This window comes from Pseudoduganella namucuonensis (assembly GCF_900116645.1).
GTDB lineage: Bacteria > Pseudomonadota > Gammaproteobacteria > Burkholderiales > Burkholderiaceae_D > Rugamonas > Rugamonas namucuonensis.
Map to the genome: position 1 here is coordinate 133,496 of NZ_FPBO01000007.1, position 15,966 is coordinate 149,461.

The 15,966-nt window shown below is 67.4% G+C and carries 15 protein-coding genes; 6 read left to right on the forward strand and 9 right to left on the reverse strand.

Translation table 11 applies throughout. From position 1 onward, the window contains the following. Nucleotides 1-15: 15 nt before the first annotated feature. The 4 genes from BM436_RS09910 to BM436_RS09925 form a co-directional block, all read right to left on the reverse strand. Entirely contained in the window at nt 16-384 is a 369-nt protein-coding gene (locus BM436_RS09910; protein ID WP_093555345.1) for a response regulator, read from the reverse strand. Between the two features lie 224 nt (nt 385-608). Then, the gene (locus tag BM436_RS09915) at nt 609-929 is read right to left on the reverse strand and encodes a chaperone modulator CbpM (protein ID WP_093555346.1); all 321 of its coding nucleotides are present in this window, start codon (nt 927-929) and stop codon (nt 609-611) included. A gap of 10 nt (nt 930-939) precedes the next feature. Then, complete coding sequence (locus BM436_RS09920) at nt 940-1,872, reverse strand: DnaJ C-terminal domain-containing protein (RefSeq protein ID WP_093555347.1); 933 nt, start codon at nt 1,870-1,872, stop codon at nt 940-942. A gap of 82 nt (nt 1,873-1,954) precedes the next feature. After that, a complete protein-coding gene (locus tag BM436_RS09925; RefSeq protein WP_093555348.1) occupies nt 1,955-2,668 on the reverse strand; it encodes a beta/gamma crystallin-related protein in 714 nt (237 codons plus the stop codon). Nucleotides 2,669-2,838: 170 nt separating this feature from the next. Between BM436_RS09925 and BM436_RS09930 the strand changes: the two genes are divergently transcribed. Both BM436_RS09930 and BM436_RS09935 read left to right on the forward strand, forming a co-directional pair. Then, entirely contained in the window at nt 2,839-4,224 is a 1,386-nt protein-coding gene (locus BM436_RS09930; protein ID WP_093555349.1) for an MATE family efflux transporter, read from the forward strand. Between the two features lie 113 nt (nt 4,225-4,337). Further along, nucleotides 4,338-6,557: a S9 family peptidase gene (locus BM436_RS09935; protein ID WP_093555350.1), complete on the forward strand. Its 2,220-nt coding sequence runs from the start codon at nt 4,338-4,340 to the stop codon at nt 6,555-6,557. A gap of 144 nt (nt 6,558-6,701) precedes the next feature. Here BM436_RS09935 and BM436_RS09940 read toward each other — a convergent pair whose 3' ends face one another. The 3 genes from BM436_RS09940 to BM436_RS09950 form a co-directional block, all read right to left on the reverse strand. After that, a complete protein-coding gene (locus BM436_RS09940; protein ID WP_093555351.1) occupies nt 6,702-6,893 on the reverse strand; it encodes a CsbD family protein in 192 nt (63 codons plus the stop codon). A 112-nt stretch (nt 6,894-7,005) separates the two neighbouring features. Then, nucleotides 7,006-7,623 (reverse strand): class I SAM-dependent methyltransferase, encoded by a 618-nt coding sequence (locus tag BM436_RS09945; protein WP_093555352.1) that lies wholly within the window; start codon nt 7,621-7,623, stop codon nt 7,006-7,008. Between the two features lie 37 nt (nt 7,624-7,660). Continuing rightward, the gene (locus tag BM436_RS09950; RefSeq protein ID WP_093555353.1) at nt 7,661-9,682 is read right to left on the reverse strand and encodes a M13 family metallopeptidase; all 2,022 of its coding nucleotides are present in this window, start codon (nt 9,680-9,682) and stop codon (nt 7,661-7,663) included. A gap of 255 nt (nt 9,683-9,937) precedes the next feature. On the opposite strand from BM436_RS09950, the gene BM436_RS09955 reads away from it, so the two are divergent. Further along, nucleotides 9,938-10,765, forward strand: a complete 828-nt coding sequence (locus BM436_RS09955) for an HDOD domain-containing protein (RefSeq protein ID WP_093555354.1) — start codon at nt 9,938-9,940, stop codon at nt 10,763-10,765. Between the two features lie 184 nt (nt 10,766-10,949). Continuing rightward, nucleotides 10,950-11,231, forward strand: coding sequence for a flagellar protein FliT (locus tag BM436_RS09960; protein WP_093555355.1), 282 nt, complete (start codon nt 10,950-10,952; stop codon nt 11,229-11,231). A gap of 106 nt (nt 11,232-11,337) precedes the next feature. Here the strand turns inward: BM436_RS09960 and BM436_RS09965 are convergent, their stop codons facing one another. After that, on the reverse strand, nt 11,338-12,555 hold the full coding sequence (locus tag BM436_RS09965) for an aspartate aminotransferase type Ic (protein ID WP_093555356.1): 1,218 nt from the start codon (nt 12,553-12,555) through the stop codon (nt 11,338-11,340). Between the two features lie 133 nt (nt 12,556-12,688). Next, a complete protein-coding gene (locus BM436_RS09970; RefSeq protein ID WP_143133054.1) occupies nt 12,689-14,044 on the reverse strand; it encodes a type IV pilus assembly protein FimV in 1,356 nt (451 codons plus the stop codon). 133 nt (nt 14,045-14,177) lie between these two features. On the opposite strand from BM436_RS09970, the gene fumC reads away from it, so the two are divergent. Beyond that, nucleotides 14,178-15,566, forward strand: coding sequence for a class II fumarate hydratase (gene fumC, locus BM436_RS09975; RefSeq protein ID WP_093555358.1), 1,389 nt, complete (start codon nt 14,178-14,180; stop codon nt 15,564-15,566). A 53-nt stretch (nt 15,567-15,619) separates the two neighbouring features. Next, nucleotides 15,620-15,850 (forward strand): RNA-binding S4 domain-containing protein, encoded by a 231-nt coding sequence (locus BM436_RS09980; RefSeq protein ID WP_093555359.1) that lies wholly within the window; start codon nt 15,620-15,622, stop codon nt 15,848-15,850. Nucleotides 15,851-15,966 lie beyond the last annotated feature (116 nt).

The window sequence follows — 15,966 nt, forward strand, 5'->3', positions numbered from 1 at the left end:
GTGCGGCCGTTCCGGTCAGGGCAGAACCAGCTTTTGCACCGCGCCCAGCAGCACTTCGGGCTTGAAGGGTTTGACCACCCAGGCCTTGGCGCCGGCCGCCTGGCCCTCGCGCTTTTTCGCCTCCTGGGTTTCGGTGGTCAGCATGATCACGGGCGTGAACTTGTGACTGGGCAGCATCTTGAGCTCGCGCACGAAGGTGATGCCGTCCATATTGGGCATGTTGACGTCGCACACGATCAGATTCACCCGCTGGCCGCCCAGCTTGCCCAGCGCGATCTGGCCGTCGGCCGCCTCCACCACCTCGTAACCGGCGCCCTTCAGCGCGATCCCCACGACCTGCCGCAGCGAAGCCGAATCGTCCACCACCATGATGGTTTTGCCCATATTGTCTCTCTCGAAATACATCGTCCTCGGCCGGCGCGGGCGGCGCCCGCTGGGAGAACCGTGCTCTCCAGAGCATACTCTTCCGTCATGGCATAAGTCTCCTCAACTCGGCGAGCAATCCACCGATGTTGAATAGTTGCAACACTTTTCCCGGCCGGAAGCCGCGGCCGTCCAGACTGTATCGAGCGTGCGGGTGGCTGTAAGCCGTACTTTGGTACAGGACGCTATCGGGCGGCCCCGCTTTGCAGCTTCGCCCTGAGCCGGCGCACCTCCTCGCACAAGTCCACCACCAGCGCGGCCAGCTCGTCGCCGGCCTCGAAATCGGATTCCACCCGCAGCAGGCGGCGCGCGCGCACCAGCTCCACGCTGCCGAAACGCCAGGCGCCGGGTTGGTCGGCCGCGTCGTTCAGCAGGATGCCGCTGCGCACCCGCTGCACCACCCATTCCGGTTCCACCGCGCAGGCGCGCGCCAGCTCCTCCAGCGTCAATCCGGCGCCGTCCAGCACTTCGCCGCTGAGCGGCTGTCTCGCCTCATTTCCACCCATTGGAGCCCCCTCATGTTCCCAGGTGCGCGCGCGGGTTGAAGGCCAGTTCGCGCGCCATCGTTTCATACAGCTTGCGCGCGCGCTCGGTGTCGGCCGGCGGCAGCGCAAGTTCCAGCAGCAGATACAGGTCGCCCGGCGCGGCGCCGGGAATGCCGCGCCCCTTCAGGCGCAGCTTGCGGCCGTTGCGCGAATTGGGCGGCACGGTCACGGTCACGCGGCCGGACGGGGTGGGCACGTCGATGTCGCCGCCCAGCGCCGCCTCCCATGGCGCCACCGGCACGGTCTCGTAGACGTCGCGGCCGTCGACGCGGTAGCGCGCATCGTCGCGGAAGCGCAGTTCCAGGTACAGGTCGCCGGGCGGCGCGCCGCCGCCGCCGGGATGGCCCTGCCCCGCCAGGCGCAGTTGCTGGCCGGCGGCGACGCCCTTGGGGATGTTGATGTCCAGCGTGCGCTCGCGGGTGTGCAGGCGGCCGTGCTCGTCGGGCTCCTGCACGCGCAGGCTGACGGTGCGGCTGGCGCCGTGATAGGCGTCGGCCAGCGTGATCTCGATGGCGGCGTGGCTGTCCTCGCCGCGCGTCTGGAAGCCGCCGCCGCGCCGCCCGCGCCCGCCCATGTGGGCGAACAGGTCGGCGAAGAAGTCCGAGTCGAAATCGGCCCCGCCGCCGTCGCCGGGCTGGCCGGCGCGGCCCCAGCCGGGGGGCGGACGGAACTGCTCGCCGGCCCGGTAGCGGCCGTCGCCCAGTTCGTCGTAGGCGGCCCGCTTCTCGGGATCGCCCAGCACCCCGTAGGCCTCGTTCAGCTCCTTGGTCCGGACGTCGGCGTCCGCCTCCTTGCTGACGTCCGGATGGTATTTGCGGACCAGCTTGCGGTAAGCCTTCTTGATGTCGTCCGCGCTGGCCTGCCTGTCCACGCCCAGCGCCTGGTAGTAATCCTTGTATTCCACGGTGCGCTCTCCACACGGCGTAGTGAGGATGAGACTACAAGGAACGCGCCGGCCGCAGCGCGCGTTTGGGTGGACCTTACGCCTAGCGCACGCGGCGCAGCGAGGACACGCGGTCGTTCATATTGCCCAGGTTGTCATAGCGGCCGGGGCCGTACACATTGCACTGGCCGCCGAAGTTGTCGTGTTCGCACAATTGCCACTGGCCCTGGTAGATCACCAGCGAACTGGCGCGGTCGTTGAAGTCCACGCCGCGCATGCTGCGCGCCTCGCCCTGGAAGGCGACGCGGCGGCCCTCGAAGCGGGCGTGCTCGAACAGTTCGATCGGCTCGGGATGGGCGCCGCCGTAGCCGTCGCGCTCGTCGCGCCGGCCGTCGCGCCACTCCTCGCGGCGCTGCTCGCGCTCCACGCGGTCGTCCACGCCGTCGCGGTCGCGGTCGCGGAACTGGCCCTGGCCCTGGCCATGCCCCTGGCCGCGGCCGCGCTCCACCTGGCGCGCGGAGGAAATGCTGTTGTTGAAGCGCGGCAGGCTGGGGTACTCGCCCCGCTCGAACACGGCGCAATAGCCGCCGAAGTCCTTGTCCGCGCAGATTTCCCACACGCCGGAGTGCACCACCATGCTGGAGGCGCGGTCGTTGAAGCCGGAGTCGCGCAGGTTGCGCGAGCCGTCGCGGATGGTGACTTCCTCGCCGCGGAAGTTGTCGCGCGCGTACAGGGTGATTTCGCCGGCCTGCGCGGCGGCGAATTGGCCGGCCAGCAGCGTCGCCAGGGCCAGTGATGCGAGTAGTGTGCGTTTCATTTTTATAGCTCCTTCTGATTTTTATACCTGGGCAGGTCCGTTCTTACAGTCAACGTTCAAGCGGGAGCGTTAGCCTACACGACTGTGTAACAAAATCCTACCGCATGAGCCAGCGGTATTCCAGGATTCTCAGTAGAATCGTGCGCTCCCCTTTCGAAAAGCGCCGCCCCATGTCCGACACCCTCAGCCCGACCACGCTCCGCACCGAAGCCGCCGCCCTGTGGCGGCTGGCGTGGCCGGTGCTGATCGGGCAGCTCGCCACGGTGGGCATGGGCGTGGCCGACGTCGCCATGACGGGCCACACCAGCGCGGCCGAGCTGGCTGCCGTGTCGCTGGGCGCGTCGATCTGGTCCATCATCATCGTCACCGTCAGCGGCACCATGATGGCGATTAACAGCGTGGTCGCGCACGAGGTGGGCGCGGGCGCCTTCGGCACCATTCCGCACTCGGTGCGCCAGGCGCTGTGGAAGGGGCTGGGCGTGGGCGTGGTGGCGATGCTGCTGGCCAACCTGGCCACCCTGCTGTTCGACCACCTGCTGCTGGACGACGCCGTCAACGCGCGCGCCTCCCTGTTCGTGCACATCATCAGCCTGGGGCTGCCGGCGTTCGCCGCCCACCGCGCGCTGTACGGCTACAGCACCAGCATCAACCAGACCAAGCCGGTCATGGTGATCGCGCTGCTGGGGCTGGCGTTCAACGTGCTGGTCAACTGGCTGCTGATCTTCGGCCACCTGGGCCTGCCCAAACTGGGCGGGGTGGGCTGCGCGGTGGCCACGGCCGCCTGCATGTGGCTGATGCTGGCCGCCATGGTGGCCTGGATACGCCACGCGCCCGCCTACCGCCAGACCTATCCGTTCACGCACTGGGAGTGGCCGCACTGGCCGGAGATCCGCGCCATGCTCCGGCTGGGCCTGCCGATCGGCGTCACCTATTTCGCCGAGGTCAGCGCCTTCGGCGCGGTCAGCCTGCTGGTGGCGCGCTTCGGCGTGGTCGAGGTGTCGGCGCACCAGATCGCGCTCAACTTCGCCTCGCTGGTGTTCATGGTGCCGCTCAGCTTCGGCATCGGGCTGATCACGCGGGTGGGCCAGGCCATGGGCGAGAACAAGCCGGAGCGGGCGCGCTTCGCGGCCTGGATCGGGGTCGCCATGTCGCTCGCGTTCGCGCTGCTGTCGGCGCTGTTCATCGCCGTCTTCCGGCACCAGATCGCGGCCGCCTACACATCGGACCCGGCGGTGCGGGCGCTGTGCGCCCACCTGCTGCTGTTCGCCGCGCTGTTCCAGCTGTCCGACGCGGCCCAGGTCGCCGCCTCGTGCGCCATCCGCGGCTACAAGGTGACGCGCCAGCCGATGCAGATCCAGGTGCTGGCGTTCTGGGTGTTCGCGCTGCCGCTGGGCTGCGTGCTGGGGCTGGCGCCGTCGTGGGCGCCGCTGGCGCCCGCCGCGCCGATGGCCGCCAGCGGCTTCTGGATCGGCCTGGTGCTGGGGCTGACCATCGCCGCCGTGCTGCTGACCATGTCGCTGCACCGGCTGTCCGTGCAACGCCTGCGCGGAGCCTAGGCCGTGCGAACGCCGAACGAACGACGGTTTTTCAACGCGTATTCCAAATCCGTGCGATGCGCCGGTCTGGTATTGTTTCGCCGCAATACCCTTCCCGATTTCCGAGACTGCGCATGCGATTCCACCTCACCTCCCTTGCCACCGCCGTTGCCATGACCGCGACCCTGCCCGTATCCGCCGAACGCCTGACCCTGGACCGCATCCACGGCGACCCCGCCCTGGCCGGCGCCGCCGTGCGCGGCATGAAAGTGTCGCCCGACGGCGCGCGCGTGACCTTCCTGCGCGGCCGCGACGACAACCAGTTCCAGCAGGACCTGTGGGAATTCAACATCAAGGCGAAAACCGCGCGCCGTCTGGTCGATTCCCAGCGCCTGGCGCCGGACGAAAAACTGTCCGACGCGGAAAAAGCGCGCCGCGAACGCGAGCGCACCGCCAGCCTGAAGGGCATCCTCAGCTACAGCTGGTCGCCGGACGGCAAGCAGTTGCTGGTGCCCATCGCCGGCGACCTGTACCTGATCGACGCGGCCAGGCCGGACGCCCCGCGCCTGGTCGCCAGCGGCAACGTGCTGGACCCGAAGATCTCGCCGATGGGGCGCTACCTCTCCTTCGTGCGCAACCAGAACCTGGTGGTGATCGAGCTCGCCACCGGCCAGGAGCGCCAGCTGACCACCGACGGCGCCGGCACCGTGCACAACGGCGAGGCTGAGTTCATCGCCCAGGAGGAAATGGGCCAGCGCACCGGCTACTACTGGGCCCCGGACGACAGCGCCATCGCCTACAAGCGCTACGACGAGGCGCAGGTGCCGGTCGCGCGCCGCTTCGAGATCTACGCCGACCGCACCGACGTCGTCGAGCAGCGCTACCCGGCGGCGGGCGATCCCAACGCCACCGTGCAGCTGCGCATCGTCTCGCCCGCCACCGGCGAGCAGCGCGAGGTCGACCTGGGCGCCGACAAGGACATCTACCTGGTGCGCGCCGACTGGAGCGCCAACGGCAAGGCGCTGTACTACCAGCGCCAGACGCGCGACCAGAAAACGCTGGAACTGGTGGCGGTGGACGCCGCCACCTTGCGGCAGCGCACCGTGGTCACCGAGAAGGCCGACACCTGGACCACCATCCACGACGACCTGCGCTTCCTGAGGGGGCGCGACGCCTTCATCTGGTCGTCCGAGCGCAGCGGCCGCAACCACCTGTACCTGTACAGCCTGGACGGCAAGCTGCTGCACCCCATCTCCAAGGGCGACTGGGGCGTGGACAACGTGCTGGCGGTGGACGAGAAGGCCGGCCGCGTCTACGTGGCCGCCAACCGCGACGCCGTGATCGACAAGCAGACCTACGCGCTGGCGCTGGACGGCGGCACGGCCGACCAGCCCAAGCGCATCACGCAGGCGGACGGCTGGCACGAGTCCGCGTTCTCGCGCAACGGCGAAGTGTTCGTCGACACCTGGTCGTCGCCCGACACGCCGCCGCAGATCAGCATCCGCCGCGCGGACGGCGCCATGGTCGGCTGGCTGGAGCAGAACGCGCTGGACGACAAGCACCCGTACGCGCCCTACAAGGCCGAGCACCTGCCCACCGAGTTCGGCACCATCAAGGCGCAGGACGGGCAGACGCTGCACTACGCGCTGATCAAGCCGCGCGGCTTCGACGCGTCCAAGCGCTACCCGGTGTACCTGTCCACCTACGGCGGGCCGCACGCGCAGCACGTGGGGCGCAAATGGGGCAACTACTTCGACCAGTACATGGCGCAGCAAGGCTACCTCGCCTTCCGGCTGGACAACCGCGGCTCCTGGCGGCGCGAGCGCGCCTTCACCGACGCCATCCACAAGCGCCTGGGCGAGGTGGAAGTGCAAGACCAGTTGGCCGGCGTTGAATGGCTGGGCCGGCAAAGCTATGTCGATCCCAAGCGCATCGGCGTGTTCGGCTGGAGCTACGGCGGCTTCATGACCTTGCGCCTGCTGGCGCAGGCGTCCGACAAGATCGCGATGGGCGTCTCGGTGGCGCCGGTGACGGACTGGAAGCTGTACGACACCCACTACACCGAGCGCTTCATGGGCAAGCCCGCCGACAACGCCGAAGGCTACCGCCAGAGCAGCGTGTTCGCGCACGTGGACGGCCTGAAATCGCCGCTGCTGCTGGTGCACGGCATGGCCGACGACAACGTCCTGTTCACCAACACCACGCGCATGATCGACGCCCTGGTCAACCGCAACGTGCAATTCGAACTGATGACCTACCCCGGCGCCAAGCACGGCATGTCCGGCAAGGCCAGCCAGCGCCACGTCTACGGCACCATCGAGTCCTTCTTCAAGAAGCACCTCAAGCCCGAGTGATGCCCGCCAGCAAAAAACGCCCAGGGCTATTTATGCGAAACGTATATGAAACGTATAAATAGCCCAGGGCGATTTATGCCGGGACGAAAAAAAGCGCCCGGGGCCATTAAATAGCCCTGGGCGCTTTTTACTTGGACGCAATGATTAGCGGTTGCCGCGGTCGATCGTGTCTTTCACGGCTTCCTTCAGGTCGCCTACACTCTTCTGCACTTTGCCTTCGGATTGCTTGGCGATGCCCTTGGCGCGCTGCTCGGAGCTGCCCACCAGTTCACCGGCCTCTTCCTGAATCTTGCCGCCGATTTCCTTGGCCTTGCCTTTGACTTGGTCCTTGTTCATGATGCCCTCCTTGAAGTGAGTGAAGCTCACACGCCATCGCGGTGTGCTTGCAAACATCATAGGCGCGCCATGTGTGCGGTTCAGTACGTTGCCTAACATTAAAGGCAATCCGTCAGGCCTTGCGCCAGACGCTGGCCAACCATGGCTGCTGTTCGCGCGGCAATCCCGGCGGGCGGTAATAGTGGTGGACGGCAATGAATCCCGCCGCCAGCAGATACCGTTCCCACGTGTCGTAGTCGTAATAGCTGCCGTAGCGCGCGCCGTTCCAGCCCTCCTGGTTGTCGCCGCGCGGATTGGAACTGAACAGCACGCCGCCCGGCTTGAGCGTGGCGCGCAGCCTGCGCAGCACGTCCGGCAAGGCGGCGCTGGGGACGTGGAACAGCGAGGCGTTGGCGTAGACGCCGTCGAACTCGCCATCGGGCAATTGAAGGTCGATGAAATCCTGCCGCCACACTTCGCAGCCGCTCCATACACGCGCCATGCGCACGAACTGCTCAGAACCGTCCAGGCCGACGGCGCTGTGGCCCAGCTCGGTGAAGGTCTTGAGGTCGCGCCCCGGCCCGCATCCGAGGTCGAGGATGCGGTACGGGGCCGGGGCGTGGATGGCCTCCAGCAGCGCGCCGATGTTCTGGCTCACGTCGTGGTCGCGCGTGCCTTCGAAGAATTGCCGCGCGCCGCGCTCGTAATGCTCCAGCGTGCGCCGGGTGATCTGCTCGAGTTCCTTGTCCATGCCCCTACTTTACCAGACCGGCGTTACCAGACCGGCATCACCAGACCTTCACGCGCTCGCCCGGCGCCAGGTACAACCGCTGGCCCGGCCGCACGTCGAACGCCTGGTACCAGGCGTCCAGGTTGCGCACGGTGTAGGTGCGCCATTGGGCGGGCGCATGGCCGTCCGTCATCACCTGGCGGCGCAGCGACGCGTCGCGCGCCAAGTTGCGCCAGCTTTGCGCGTAGCCGATGAAGAAGGCGCGGTCGCCGTCCACCGTGGCCGGATGCGTGGCGTGGAAGGCGTCCAGCGCGGCGGCCACGCCGGCCAGGTCGGACAGGTTTTCGCTCAGCGTCAGCTGGCCGTTCAGCTTGAGGTCGGGGAAGGCCTGGTAGGCCGAGTATTGCGCCACCAGCGCGCCGGTGGCCTTCTTGAAGTGGGCCGCGTCGGCCGCGCTCCACCAGTCGCGCAGGCGGCCCGTGGAATCGAACTGGGCGCCGGTGTCGTCGAAGCTGTGGCTGATCTCGTGGCCAATCACGGAACCGATGGCGCCGTAGTTGACGGCGTCCGGACCTTGCGGATCGAAGAACGGCGGCTGCAGGATGGCGGCCGGGAAGTTCAGCGCGTTCTGCATCGGCATGTTGACGGCGTTCACCAGGTGCGGCGGCATGCACCATTCCTTGCCGTCCACCGGCTGGCGCAGCTTGGCCAGCTGCTGCGCGTAGCGCAGCTTGCGCGCGCGCTCGGTGTTGCCGTAGGCGTCGTCCGGCTTGACGGCCAGCTCGCCATACGAGGTCCACCGCTCCGGATAGCCTATGCCCACGTACAGCACGTCCAGCTTGGCGTGCGCCTCCTTGCGGGTGGCCGGCGCCATCCAGTCCAGCTTGTCGATGCGCCGATGGAAGGCCTGCACGATATTGGCCACCATCGTTTCCAGCCTGGCCTTGGCCTCGGGCGGGAAGTATTTGGCGACATACAGCTTGCCGACCGCGTCCGGCATACCGTCGTTGACCGCCGCCAGGGCGTTTTTCCAGCGCGGCGCCTGCTGCGGCGTGCCGCTCAGCGTGCGGCCGTAGAACTCGAAGTGCTGGTCGCCGAAGGCGCGCGGCAGGCTGGCGGCGTTGCGGTTGACGGTGTGGAAGGCCAGGAAATCCTTCCAGGCGTCCAGCGAACACTCCTTCAGCAGCGCGGCGGCGCCCGTGACGGCGCCGGGATGCCACAGCATGAACTTGCTCTGGCCGCCCAGGCCGGCGCTCTTGAAGAAGGCGTGCCAGTCCATGCCGGGCGCCTTTCTGGCGAAGTCCCGCGGCGACCAGGTGTTGTTGGCCTTGGCGACGTCCGCCGAATCCTCGCGGCTGGCGTGGCTCAGCGCCAGCTTGCGCTCCAGCTCGTACACGCGCGCGGCGCGCGTTTCGGGATCGCTGAGACCGGCCAGCTTCAGCATGGCGGCGATGTGGGCCTGGTAGGCGGTGCGCAGCTTGTGCATGCGCTCGTTATCTTCCAGGTAATAGGCGCGGTCCGGCAGGCCGAGGCCGCCCTGCAGCAGGTAGGGCATGTTCTGCCTGGGGTCGTTCAAGCCCTGCGCCACCCACAGGCCGAACAGGTTTTCGGTGTGGAACTCGGTGGCGTTCAGCGGGTCCACGTCGGCGCGCAGGGAGGCGCCCAGCGCGCGGGTCAGGCCGGCCTTGTCGCTGATTTCCTTGATGTGTTGCAGTTCGGCGGCCAGCGGCGTCACGCCGCGCGCCTCGATCGCCGCCTCGTCCATGTAGGCGCGGTAGAAGTCGGCCACCTTGCGCGCCTCCGCGCCGGCGTGCTGGTCGGCGCCGGCCGCCTCGATCAGCTTGACGATGCGCTGGTTGGTGTCGTCCGCCAGCTGGGACATGCCGCCCCAGCTGCCGCGGTCGGCGGGAATCCGGGTGGTGCGCAGCCAGTCGGCGTTGGCGTAGGCGAAGAAGTCGTCGCCCGGCAGCACGGCGGCGGATGGCGCGGCGGTGGCGGTCGATGGCGCGTCCGTCGCGGCGTGGACGGGCTGCGTGGCGTGGAGCGCCGCGCACAGGGCGAGGCTGAAAGCGGTCTTCATGGGAGTTCTATCCTGTTTTAATGTTTTTATCTGGCGTGGTGGGCCAGGCTGCACTCTAGGGTGACCGGGCGGGCGAAGCGAGCGCCGTGCGACAGACTGCAAAATACGGCGCCCGGGCCGCGGAATCCCGGCGTTCCCGCGCGATGCGAGGCGGCGATGCGACGCGGTCGTTAAAAACCTCACGATAAGCCCACAACAATCGCGAGAATCGCTATATAGTTCACCTACAGCAACGCCTTCCACAGGAGACAAAGAATGAAACTCGAAGCGCTTTTCCAGAATCCCACCGCGTTGCCCACCGCCCCCAAGGTCGTCGAAGAACTGATCAGCAGTTTTGATAAAGCCAGCGTGTCCACCGAGGAAATCGCCAAGAAGCTGTCGGCCGATCCGGTGCTGAGCGCCAAATTGCTGCGCCTGGCCAATTCCGCGTATTACCACGTGTCGCGCAGCATCGGCACGGTGGAGGACGCGGTGCTGATGCTGGGCTTCGTGACGGTCCGCACCCTGGTCATCAGTTCCGGCCTGGTCAGCGGCTTCAAGTCCGTGCCCGGCCTGGACCTGAAACAGTTCTGGCGCTACAGCCTGTACACGGCGGTCTCGGCCAAGTGGATCGCCAAGAAAACCAAGGAAAACACCGACCTCGCCTTCACCATCGGCATGATGCACGCGATCGGCCAACTGGTGGTGCACGCCGCCATGCCGGAACAGGCCATGCAGCTGGACAAGGTGGCCGGCCCTCTCGATTCGCGCCGCCTGGACGCGGAACAGCAGTCCTTCGGCTACACCTTCGCCGACGTCGGCGCCGAACTGGCGCGCCGCTGGAAGTTCCCCGAGGCCTTCTCGGAAACCATCGCCACCTTCCCCGACCCGCTGAACAACGAGGAAGCGACCCGCCTGGCCGGCGTCGTGCACCTGGCCGCGTGGCGCGCGCGCGTGGAGGAGAACAAGCTGACGGCCGAGGAAATCGCCGCCTGCTACCCGACCGAGCTGGCCGAGGCGCTGGGCCTGGAGCCGAACGCGCTGATCGACGACATGCCGCCGCCAAGCGAACTGAGCGCGGGGCTGGAGGAGCTGGTCAGTTAAGCCCGCCTTCCTTTCCGGCCGAGGCCGGCGCCGCCCTTCCAGGCCGCGCCGGCCTTGTCTTTTTAGCCACCTTTAAACTTTTTTCGATTTTTTTCGGTTTTTTTCAAAAAAGCCCTAAAGTTTCCCTTGGGCCAGACGTTAATCCAGACAAGCAGTAGTCCTTTTCCACTTGCCGGGATGCGCCATGACCTCCAACGAAGTCCTCTCGATGTACGAAAATGTTGCCGGACTGACCAATCAAATGGTGCAAGCCGCGCGCGCGAGCGACTGGGAAAGCCTGGGCCGCCTGGAAAACCAGACCGCCGCCGTGGCGTCCAACGTGACCGCCGGCGTGATCGTTCCGCCGCAAGCCGGCGCCGAGCGCCAGCGCAAGATCGAGCTGCTGAAACAAATCCTGGCCAACGACCGCGCCATCCGCGACGTGACCGAGCCTTGGCTGAACCAGGTGCCGGGCGTGCGCCAGTAATCCCCGCCCCGTCCAACGACAAAAGCGCCCTTTGAGGCGCTTTTTTGTTTCCGAACGTGCTACACGGAGCGGCGCAGGCCGCCCCTGAGTCGCTCACTGGCGTAACCTACTGGCTGATGGCCAGGCGCAGCGACAGCGCGATGCCCTTGGCGGCCTGGCGGATCTCGTCCAGCGACGGGAAGCTCGGCGCGATGCGGATGTGGCTGTCCTCTGGGTCCTTGCCGTAGGGGAAGGCGGCGCCGGCAGGCGTCAGCACGATGCCGGCCTCCTTGGCCAGCGCGACCGTGCGCTTGGCCACGCCGGGCGGCGTCACCAGGTCGATGAAGTAGCCGCCGCTGGGCTTGGTCCAGCTCACGCCCGGCACCTGCCCCAGGTATTCCTCGAATTGCGCCAGCACGATGTCGAACTTCGGCTTGAGCAGCGCGCGGTGCCGCTCCATCAGCGCCTCCACGGTGGCCTTGTCCTGCAGCAGGCGCACGTGGCGCAGCTGGTTGACCTTGTCCGGGCCGATGCTGCGGATGCCGGCGTGCCGGGTCCACCACGCGATGTTGGCCGGCGACGCCGCCAGCGCGGCCACGCCCGAACCCGCCCAGCTGACCTTGGAACTGGAGGCGAACACGAACGCGCGATCCGGATTGCCCGCCTCGGCGCAGGCGTCGAGGATGTTGGGCATGCCGGTCTTTTCCTCGCCCAGGTGGTGGAAGCGGTAGGCGTCGTCCCACATCAGGCGGAAGTCCGGCGCGGCGGTCTTCATCGCGGCCAGACGGCGCACCACCTGGTCCGAATACACCACGCCGCCCGGATTGCTGTACTTGGGCACGCACCACATGCCCTTGATGCTGGCGTCCGAAGCCACCAGTTGCTCGACCACGTCCATGTCCGGGCCGTCCTCGCCCATCGGCACGTTGATCATCTTGATGCCGCGGTTTTCGCAGATGGCGAAATGGCGGTCGTAGCCCGGCACCGGGCACAGGAAGGTCACCGGCTGCGACGACAGCCATGGCGCGTGGCCGGGCAGGCCGCACAGCAGGCTGTAGACGACGACGTCATGCATCAGCGACAGGCTGGCGCTGCTGTCGACCACGACCTGGGCCGCCGGCACGTCCAGCAGCTCGCCAAACAGCGCGCGCGCCTCGGCGATGCCGACGCCGCCGCCATAGTTGCGGGTGTCGGTGCCGTCCTGGGCGATGTAGCCGTCCAGGCCGTCCATCAGGCCACTGGACAGGTCCAGCTGCTCGGGCGCGGGTTTGCCGCGCGACATGTCCAGTTTCAGGCCAAGTTGCTTGAATGCGTCGTACTGCGTCTGTATCGGTGCGGTGCTCATGATGCCTTTCCGGGAAAATGAAGTGGGCACCACTCAGCACCTGACCAGCGTTGAGGGGGGGCTGCGTGGCGCGATGACCACAAACGAGTATAGCGGAGTTCGCAGCCCCACGCCCCGCCGGTAGAGATGGGCGCTATTCTTCGCCCAATATAGGTTCCGCCGGCGGCGGCGGGGGCGCCTCCTCGGGTTTTTTCTTGCGCCAGCCCTGCCAGACCTTCAGCTTCTCGGTGGAGAAACGGAACTTCCGCTTGCGCAGGAAATGGACGATGGCGCCTATCACCAGCAGCACCAGCAGGCTGCCGCCCGCGATCATGGTGGTGGCGTTGATGCCGGAGCGCTTTTCCTTCTTCGCGCCGTTTTTCGGCGGCGCCGACGGCGGGATGATGGTGCCAGCCTTGTTGACGGCCGCCGCCGGAGTTGCCGCTGCGGGAGGTGCCGCTGCGGCGGTAGCTGCTGTAGCTGCTGTAGCTGCTGTAGCTGCCGCGGCGGCTGCGGGAGCGGCTGTGGCTGCGGATGCGCCTGTGGCGGCCGTCGAGGCGCCGCCGGCTGCGGTCGCGCCAGCAGCAGCGGCCGCGACCGGCGCGAGCGCGGCCTGCAATTCCTTCACCTTGCCTTCCAGGTCGACGATCTTGCCGCGAAGTTCGGCGTTCTTCGCATCCAGCGCCACGCATTGCTTCAGCTTGTCGCCACCACCTGCCGGGCAGGCGGCGGGAGTCCGCGCGGACGCCTCCCCCAGCCGGGACCGCGCGGCGGCCGCGCGCGCCGTCGCGGCGGCCAGTGCCGCCTCGGATGGTTGACTGCCGGCTGCCGGGACGGAGGGGCGCGCAGCAGCGGACACAGTGGATCGCGACGGCGACGAGGCGTCGATCGGCGTGCGCGGCGCCTGGGAAGGCTCGGACGCCGCGGCGGGCGAGCGCTGCAGCGGGTCCACGGAGCTTGAGGCAGGCGCGCGGTTGGCGCCGGCGGGCGGCGCGGTTGGCGGCTCAGGCATCGGCTCGGGCATCGGCGCGGGCGCCCGCTGTGCAAGAGGCGGCACCGCCACCACCGGGGAACGCGCCACGGCCGGGCGCGGCGCTTGCGGCGGCTCCGGCGTCAGCCAGATGGTGGCCGCGCGCACGGCGGCGCGGCTGCCCGTCCCCAGTTCCAGGTACAGGTGCAGCAATTCCGCCTCCACCGGCTGGAACGTGGTCAGGTGCAGAAACTGCCGTCCGTCGCGCTTGACGACCGACATGCGCAAGGTCGACAGCGCCGGATTCATGCGGATATTCGCGCCCTGGTAGACATTGGGCCCGGCCAGGCGGACCGCCACGCCGTCGGCGTCCTCGGGCGCCAGCATCACCAGTTCGATATCGGCCGACAACTGCTGGCCGACGTGGGACCGCACCGCGATGTCGCCCAACTCGGCCGCCAGCGACAGCGGCGACAGCAACGCCGCCAGCACGAAACCACCGGCGCGAGAGAGGGAAAAACGGTGACGGCGACGCTGCATGTTCGATGGGCTGTTAGGAATTTCTGAAGTGTAACAGTCTTAACGGCTGGAATTCGCCGTTTTGAAGTCCCGCGCCGGATTTTGCCTGCTGCGCTACACTGGCTGGCATACCCACGGCCACCAGAGGACTCCCATGAGCACCAGATCCGAGCGCGACAGTTTCGGCCCCATCGACGTGCCCGCCGAGCGCTTGTGGGGCGCGCAGACCCAGCGCTCGCTCGAGCATTTCCGCATCTCCAGCGAGCGCATGCCGCCCGAGCTGATCGCCGCGCTGGCCAACGTGAAGCGCGCCGCCGCCCGCGTGAACCTGGACCTGGGACTGCTGGACGCGGCCAAGGCCGGCGCCATCACCCGGGCGGCGGACGAGGTGCTGGCCGACCTGCACGGCGGCGAATTCCCGCTCGCGGTGTGGCAGACCGGGTCCGGCACGCAGAGCAATATGAACATGAACGAGGTGCTGGCCAACCGCGGCTCGGAGCTGATGGGCGGCGAACGCGGCGAGGCCCGTTTGCTGCACCCGAACGACCACGTGAACATGGGCCAGTCGTCCAACGACATCTTCCCCACCGCCATCCACGTGGCGGCCTCGCTCGCGGTGGCGCGCAACGTGCTGCCCGCGCTGCGCGAACTGCGCGCCACGCTGCAAGCCAAGTCGCACGCCTTCGCCGACATCGTCAAGATCGGCCGCACCCACCTGCAGGACGCCACCCCGCTGACCCTGGGCCAGGAGTTTTCCGGCTACGTCGCCCAGTTGGACTACGCCGACCAGGCGATCACCGCCTCGCTGTATCCGCTGCTGGAGCTGGCGGCGGGCGGCACGGCGGTCGGCACCGGCCTGAACGCCCATCCCGAATACGCCACCCGCATCGCGGCCGAACTGGCGGCGCGCCTGCAGTTGCCGTTCGAGACCGCCCCCAACAAGTTCGCCGCGCTGGCCGGCCACGACGCGCTGGTGGCGGCCCACGGCGCGCTGAAAACGCTGGCCACGGCGCTGATGAAGATCGCCAACGACGTGCGCTGGATGGCGTCCGGCCCGCGCTCCGGCCTGGGTGAAATCACCATCCCCGAAAACGAGCCGGGCAGTTCCATCATGCCGGGCAAGGTCAATCCCACGCAGTGCGAGGCGGTGACCATGCTGTGCTGCCAGGTGTTCGGCAACGACGTGGCGATCACGATGGGCGGCGCGTCCGGCAATTTCGAGCTGAACGTGTACAAGCCGCTGATCGCCCACAACTTCCTGCAAAGCGCCCGCCTGCTCGCGGACGGCATGCGCAGCTTCGACCATCATTGCGCCCAGGGCATCGAACCGAACATCGGCCGCATCAACGAGCTGATGGAGCGCTCGCTGATGCTCGTTACTGCGCTGGCGCCGCATATCGGCTATGATCGCGCCGCGCAAATCGCCAAGAAGGCGCAGCACGAGGGCACCACCTTGCGCGAGGCCGCCCTGGCGCTGGGCTTCGTGACGGACGAGCAGTTCGCGCAGTGGATCGTGCCGCTGGAGATGACCCAGCCCAAGTGACAAAACACGAACAATTTATCAATACATAACAACATTTCCGGACTAGGGATAAAATGCAAAAAGTGAGTTTTGAATTGACGTCGGAGTTCATCGAACTGAACCAGCTGCTGAAGGTGGTCGGCCTGTGCGACAGCGGCGGCGCCGGCAAGGCGCTGGTGGCCAGCGGCGAGGTGAAGGTCGACGGCAAGCGGGAACTCCGCAAGACCTGCAAGATACGCGCGGGGCAGCAAGTCAGCATAGGCGATGTGCGGATCAGCGTGGAGGCCGGCGACGGCAGCGCGTGATCCAACGGTAATTTTTCTTGCATTCGAGCAAGCAATCGCTAAGCTGAAAGGAAGGACATGCCCCCAAGGGGCGTGCCCAGTCATGAAGCGATAGATCGCATTGCCGAAGGGGAGCG

Coding starts and splice junctions, on each gene's coding strand:
- BM436_RS09910 (WP_093555345.1), bottom strand. CDS start 384: ATGGGCAAAACCATCATGGTGGTGGACGATTCGGCTTCGCTGCGGCAG.
- BM436_RS09915 (WP_093555346.1), bottom strand. CDS start 929: ATGGGTGGAAATGAGGCGAGACAGCCGCTCAGCGGCGAAGTGCTGGAC.
- BM436_RS09925 (WP_093555348.1), bottom strand. CDS start 2,668: ATGAAACGCACACTACTCGCATCACTGGCCCTGGCGACGCTGCTGGCC.
- BM436_RS09930 (WP_093555349.1), top strand. CDS start 2,839: ATGTCCGACACCCTCAGCCCGACCACGCTCCGCACCGAAGCCGCCGCC.
- BM436_RS09935 (WP_093555350.1), top strand. CDS start 4,338: ATGCGATTCCACCTCACCTCCCTTGCCACCGCCGTTGCCATGACCGCG.
- BM436_RS09940 (WP_093555351.1), bottom strand. CDS start 6,893: ATGAACAAGGACCAAGTCAAAGGCAAGGCCAAGGAAATCGGCGGCAAG.
- BM436_RS09945 (WP_093555352.1), bottom strand. CDS start 7,623: ATGGACAAGGAACTCGAGCAGATCACCCGGCGCACGCTGGAGCATTAC.
- BM436_RS09950 (WP_093555353.1), bottom strand. CDS start 9,682: ATGAAGACCGCTTTCAGCCTCGCCCTGTGCGCGGCGCTCCACGCCACG.
- BM436_RS09955 (WP_093555354.1), top strand. CDS start 9,938: ATGAAACTCGAAGCGCTTTTCCAGAATCCCACCGCGTTGCCCACCGCC.
- BM436_RS09960 (WP_093555355.1), top strand. CDS start 10,950: ATGACCTCCAACGAAGTCCTCTCGATGTACGAAAATGTTGCCGGACTG.
- BM436_RS09965 (WP_093555356.1), bottom strand. CDS start 12,555: ATGAGCACCGCACCGATACAGACGCAGTACGACGCATTCAAGCAACTT.
- BM436_RS09970 (WP_143133054.1), bottom strand. CDS start 14,044: ATGCAGCGTCGCCGTCACCGTTTTTCCCTCTCTCGCGCCGGTGGTTTC.
- fumC (WP_093555358.1), top strand. CDS start 14,178: ATGAGCACCAGATCCGAGCGCGACAGTTTCGGCCCCATCGACGTGCCC.
- BM436_RS09980 (WP_093555359.1), top strand. CDS start 15,620: ATGCAAAAAGTGAGTTTTGAATTGACGTCGGAGTTCATCGAACTGAAC.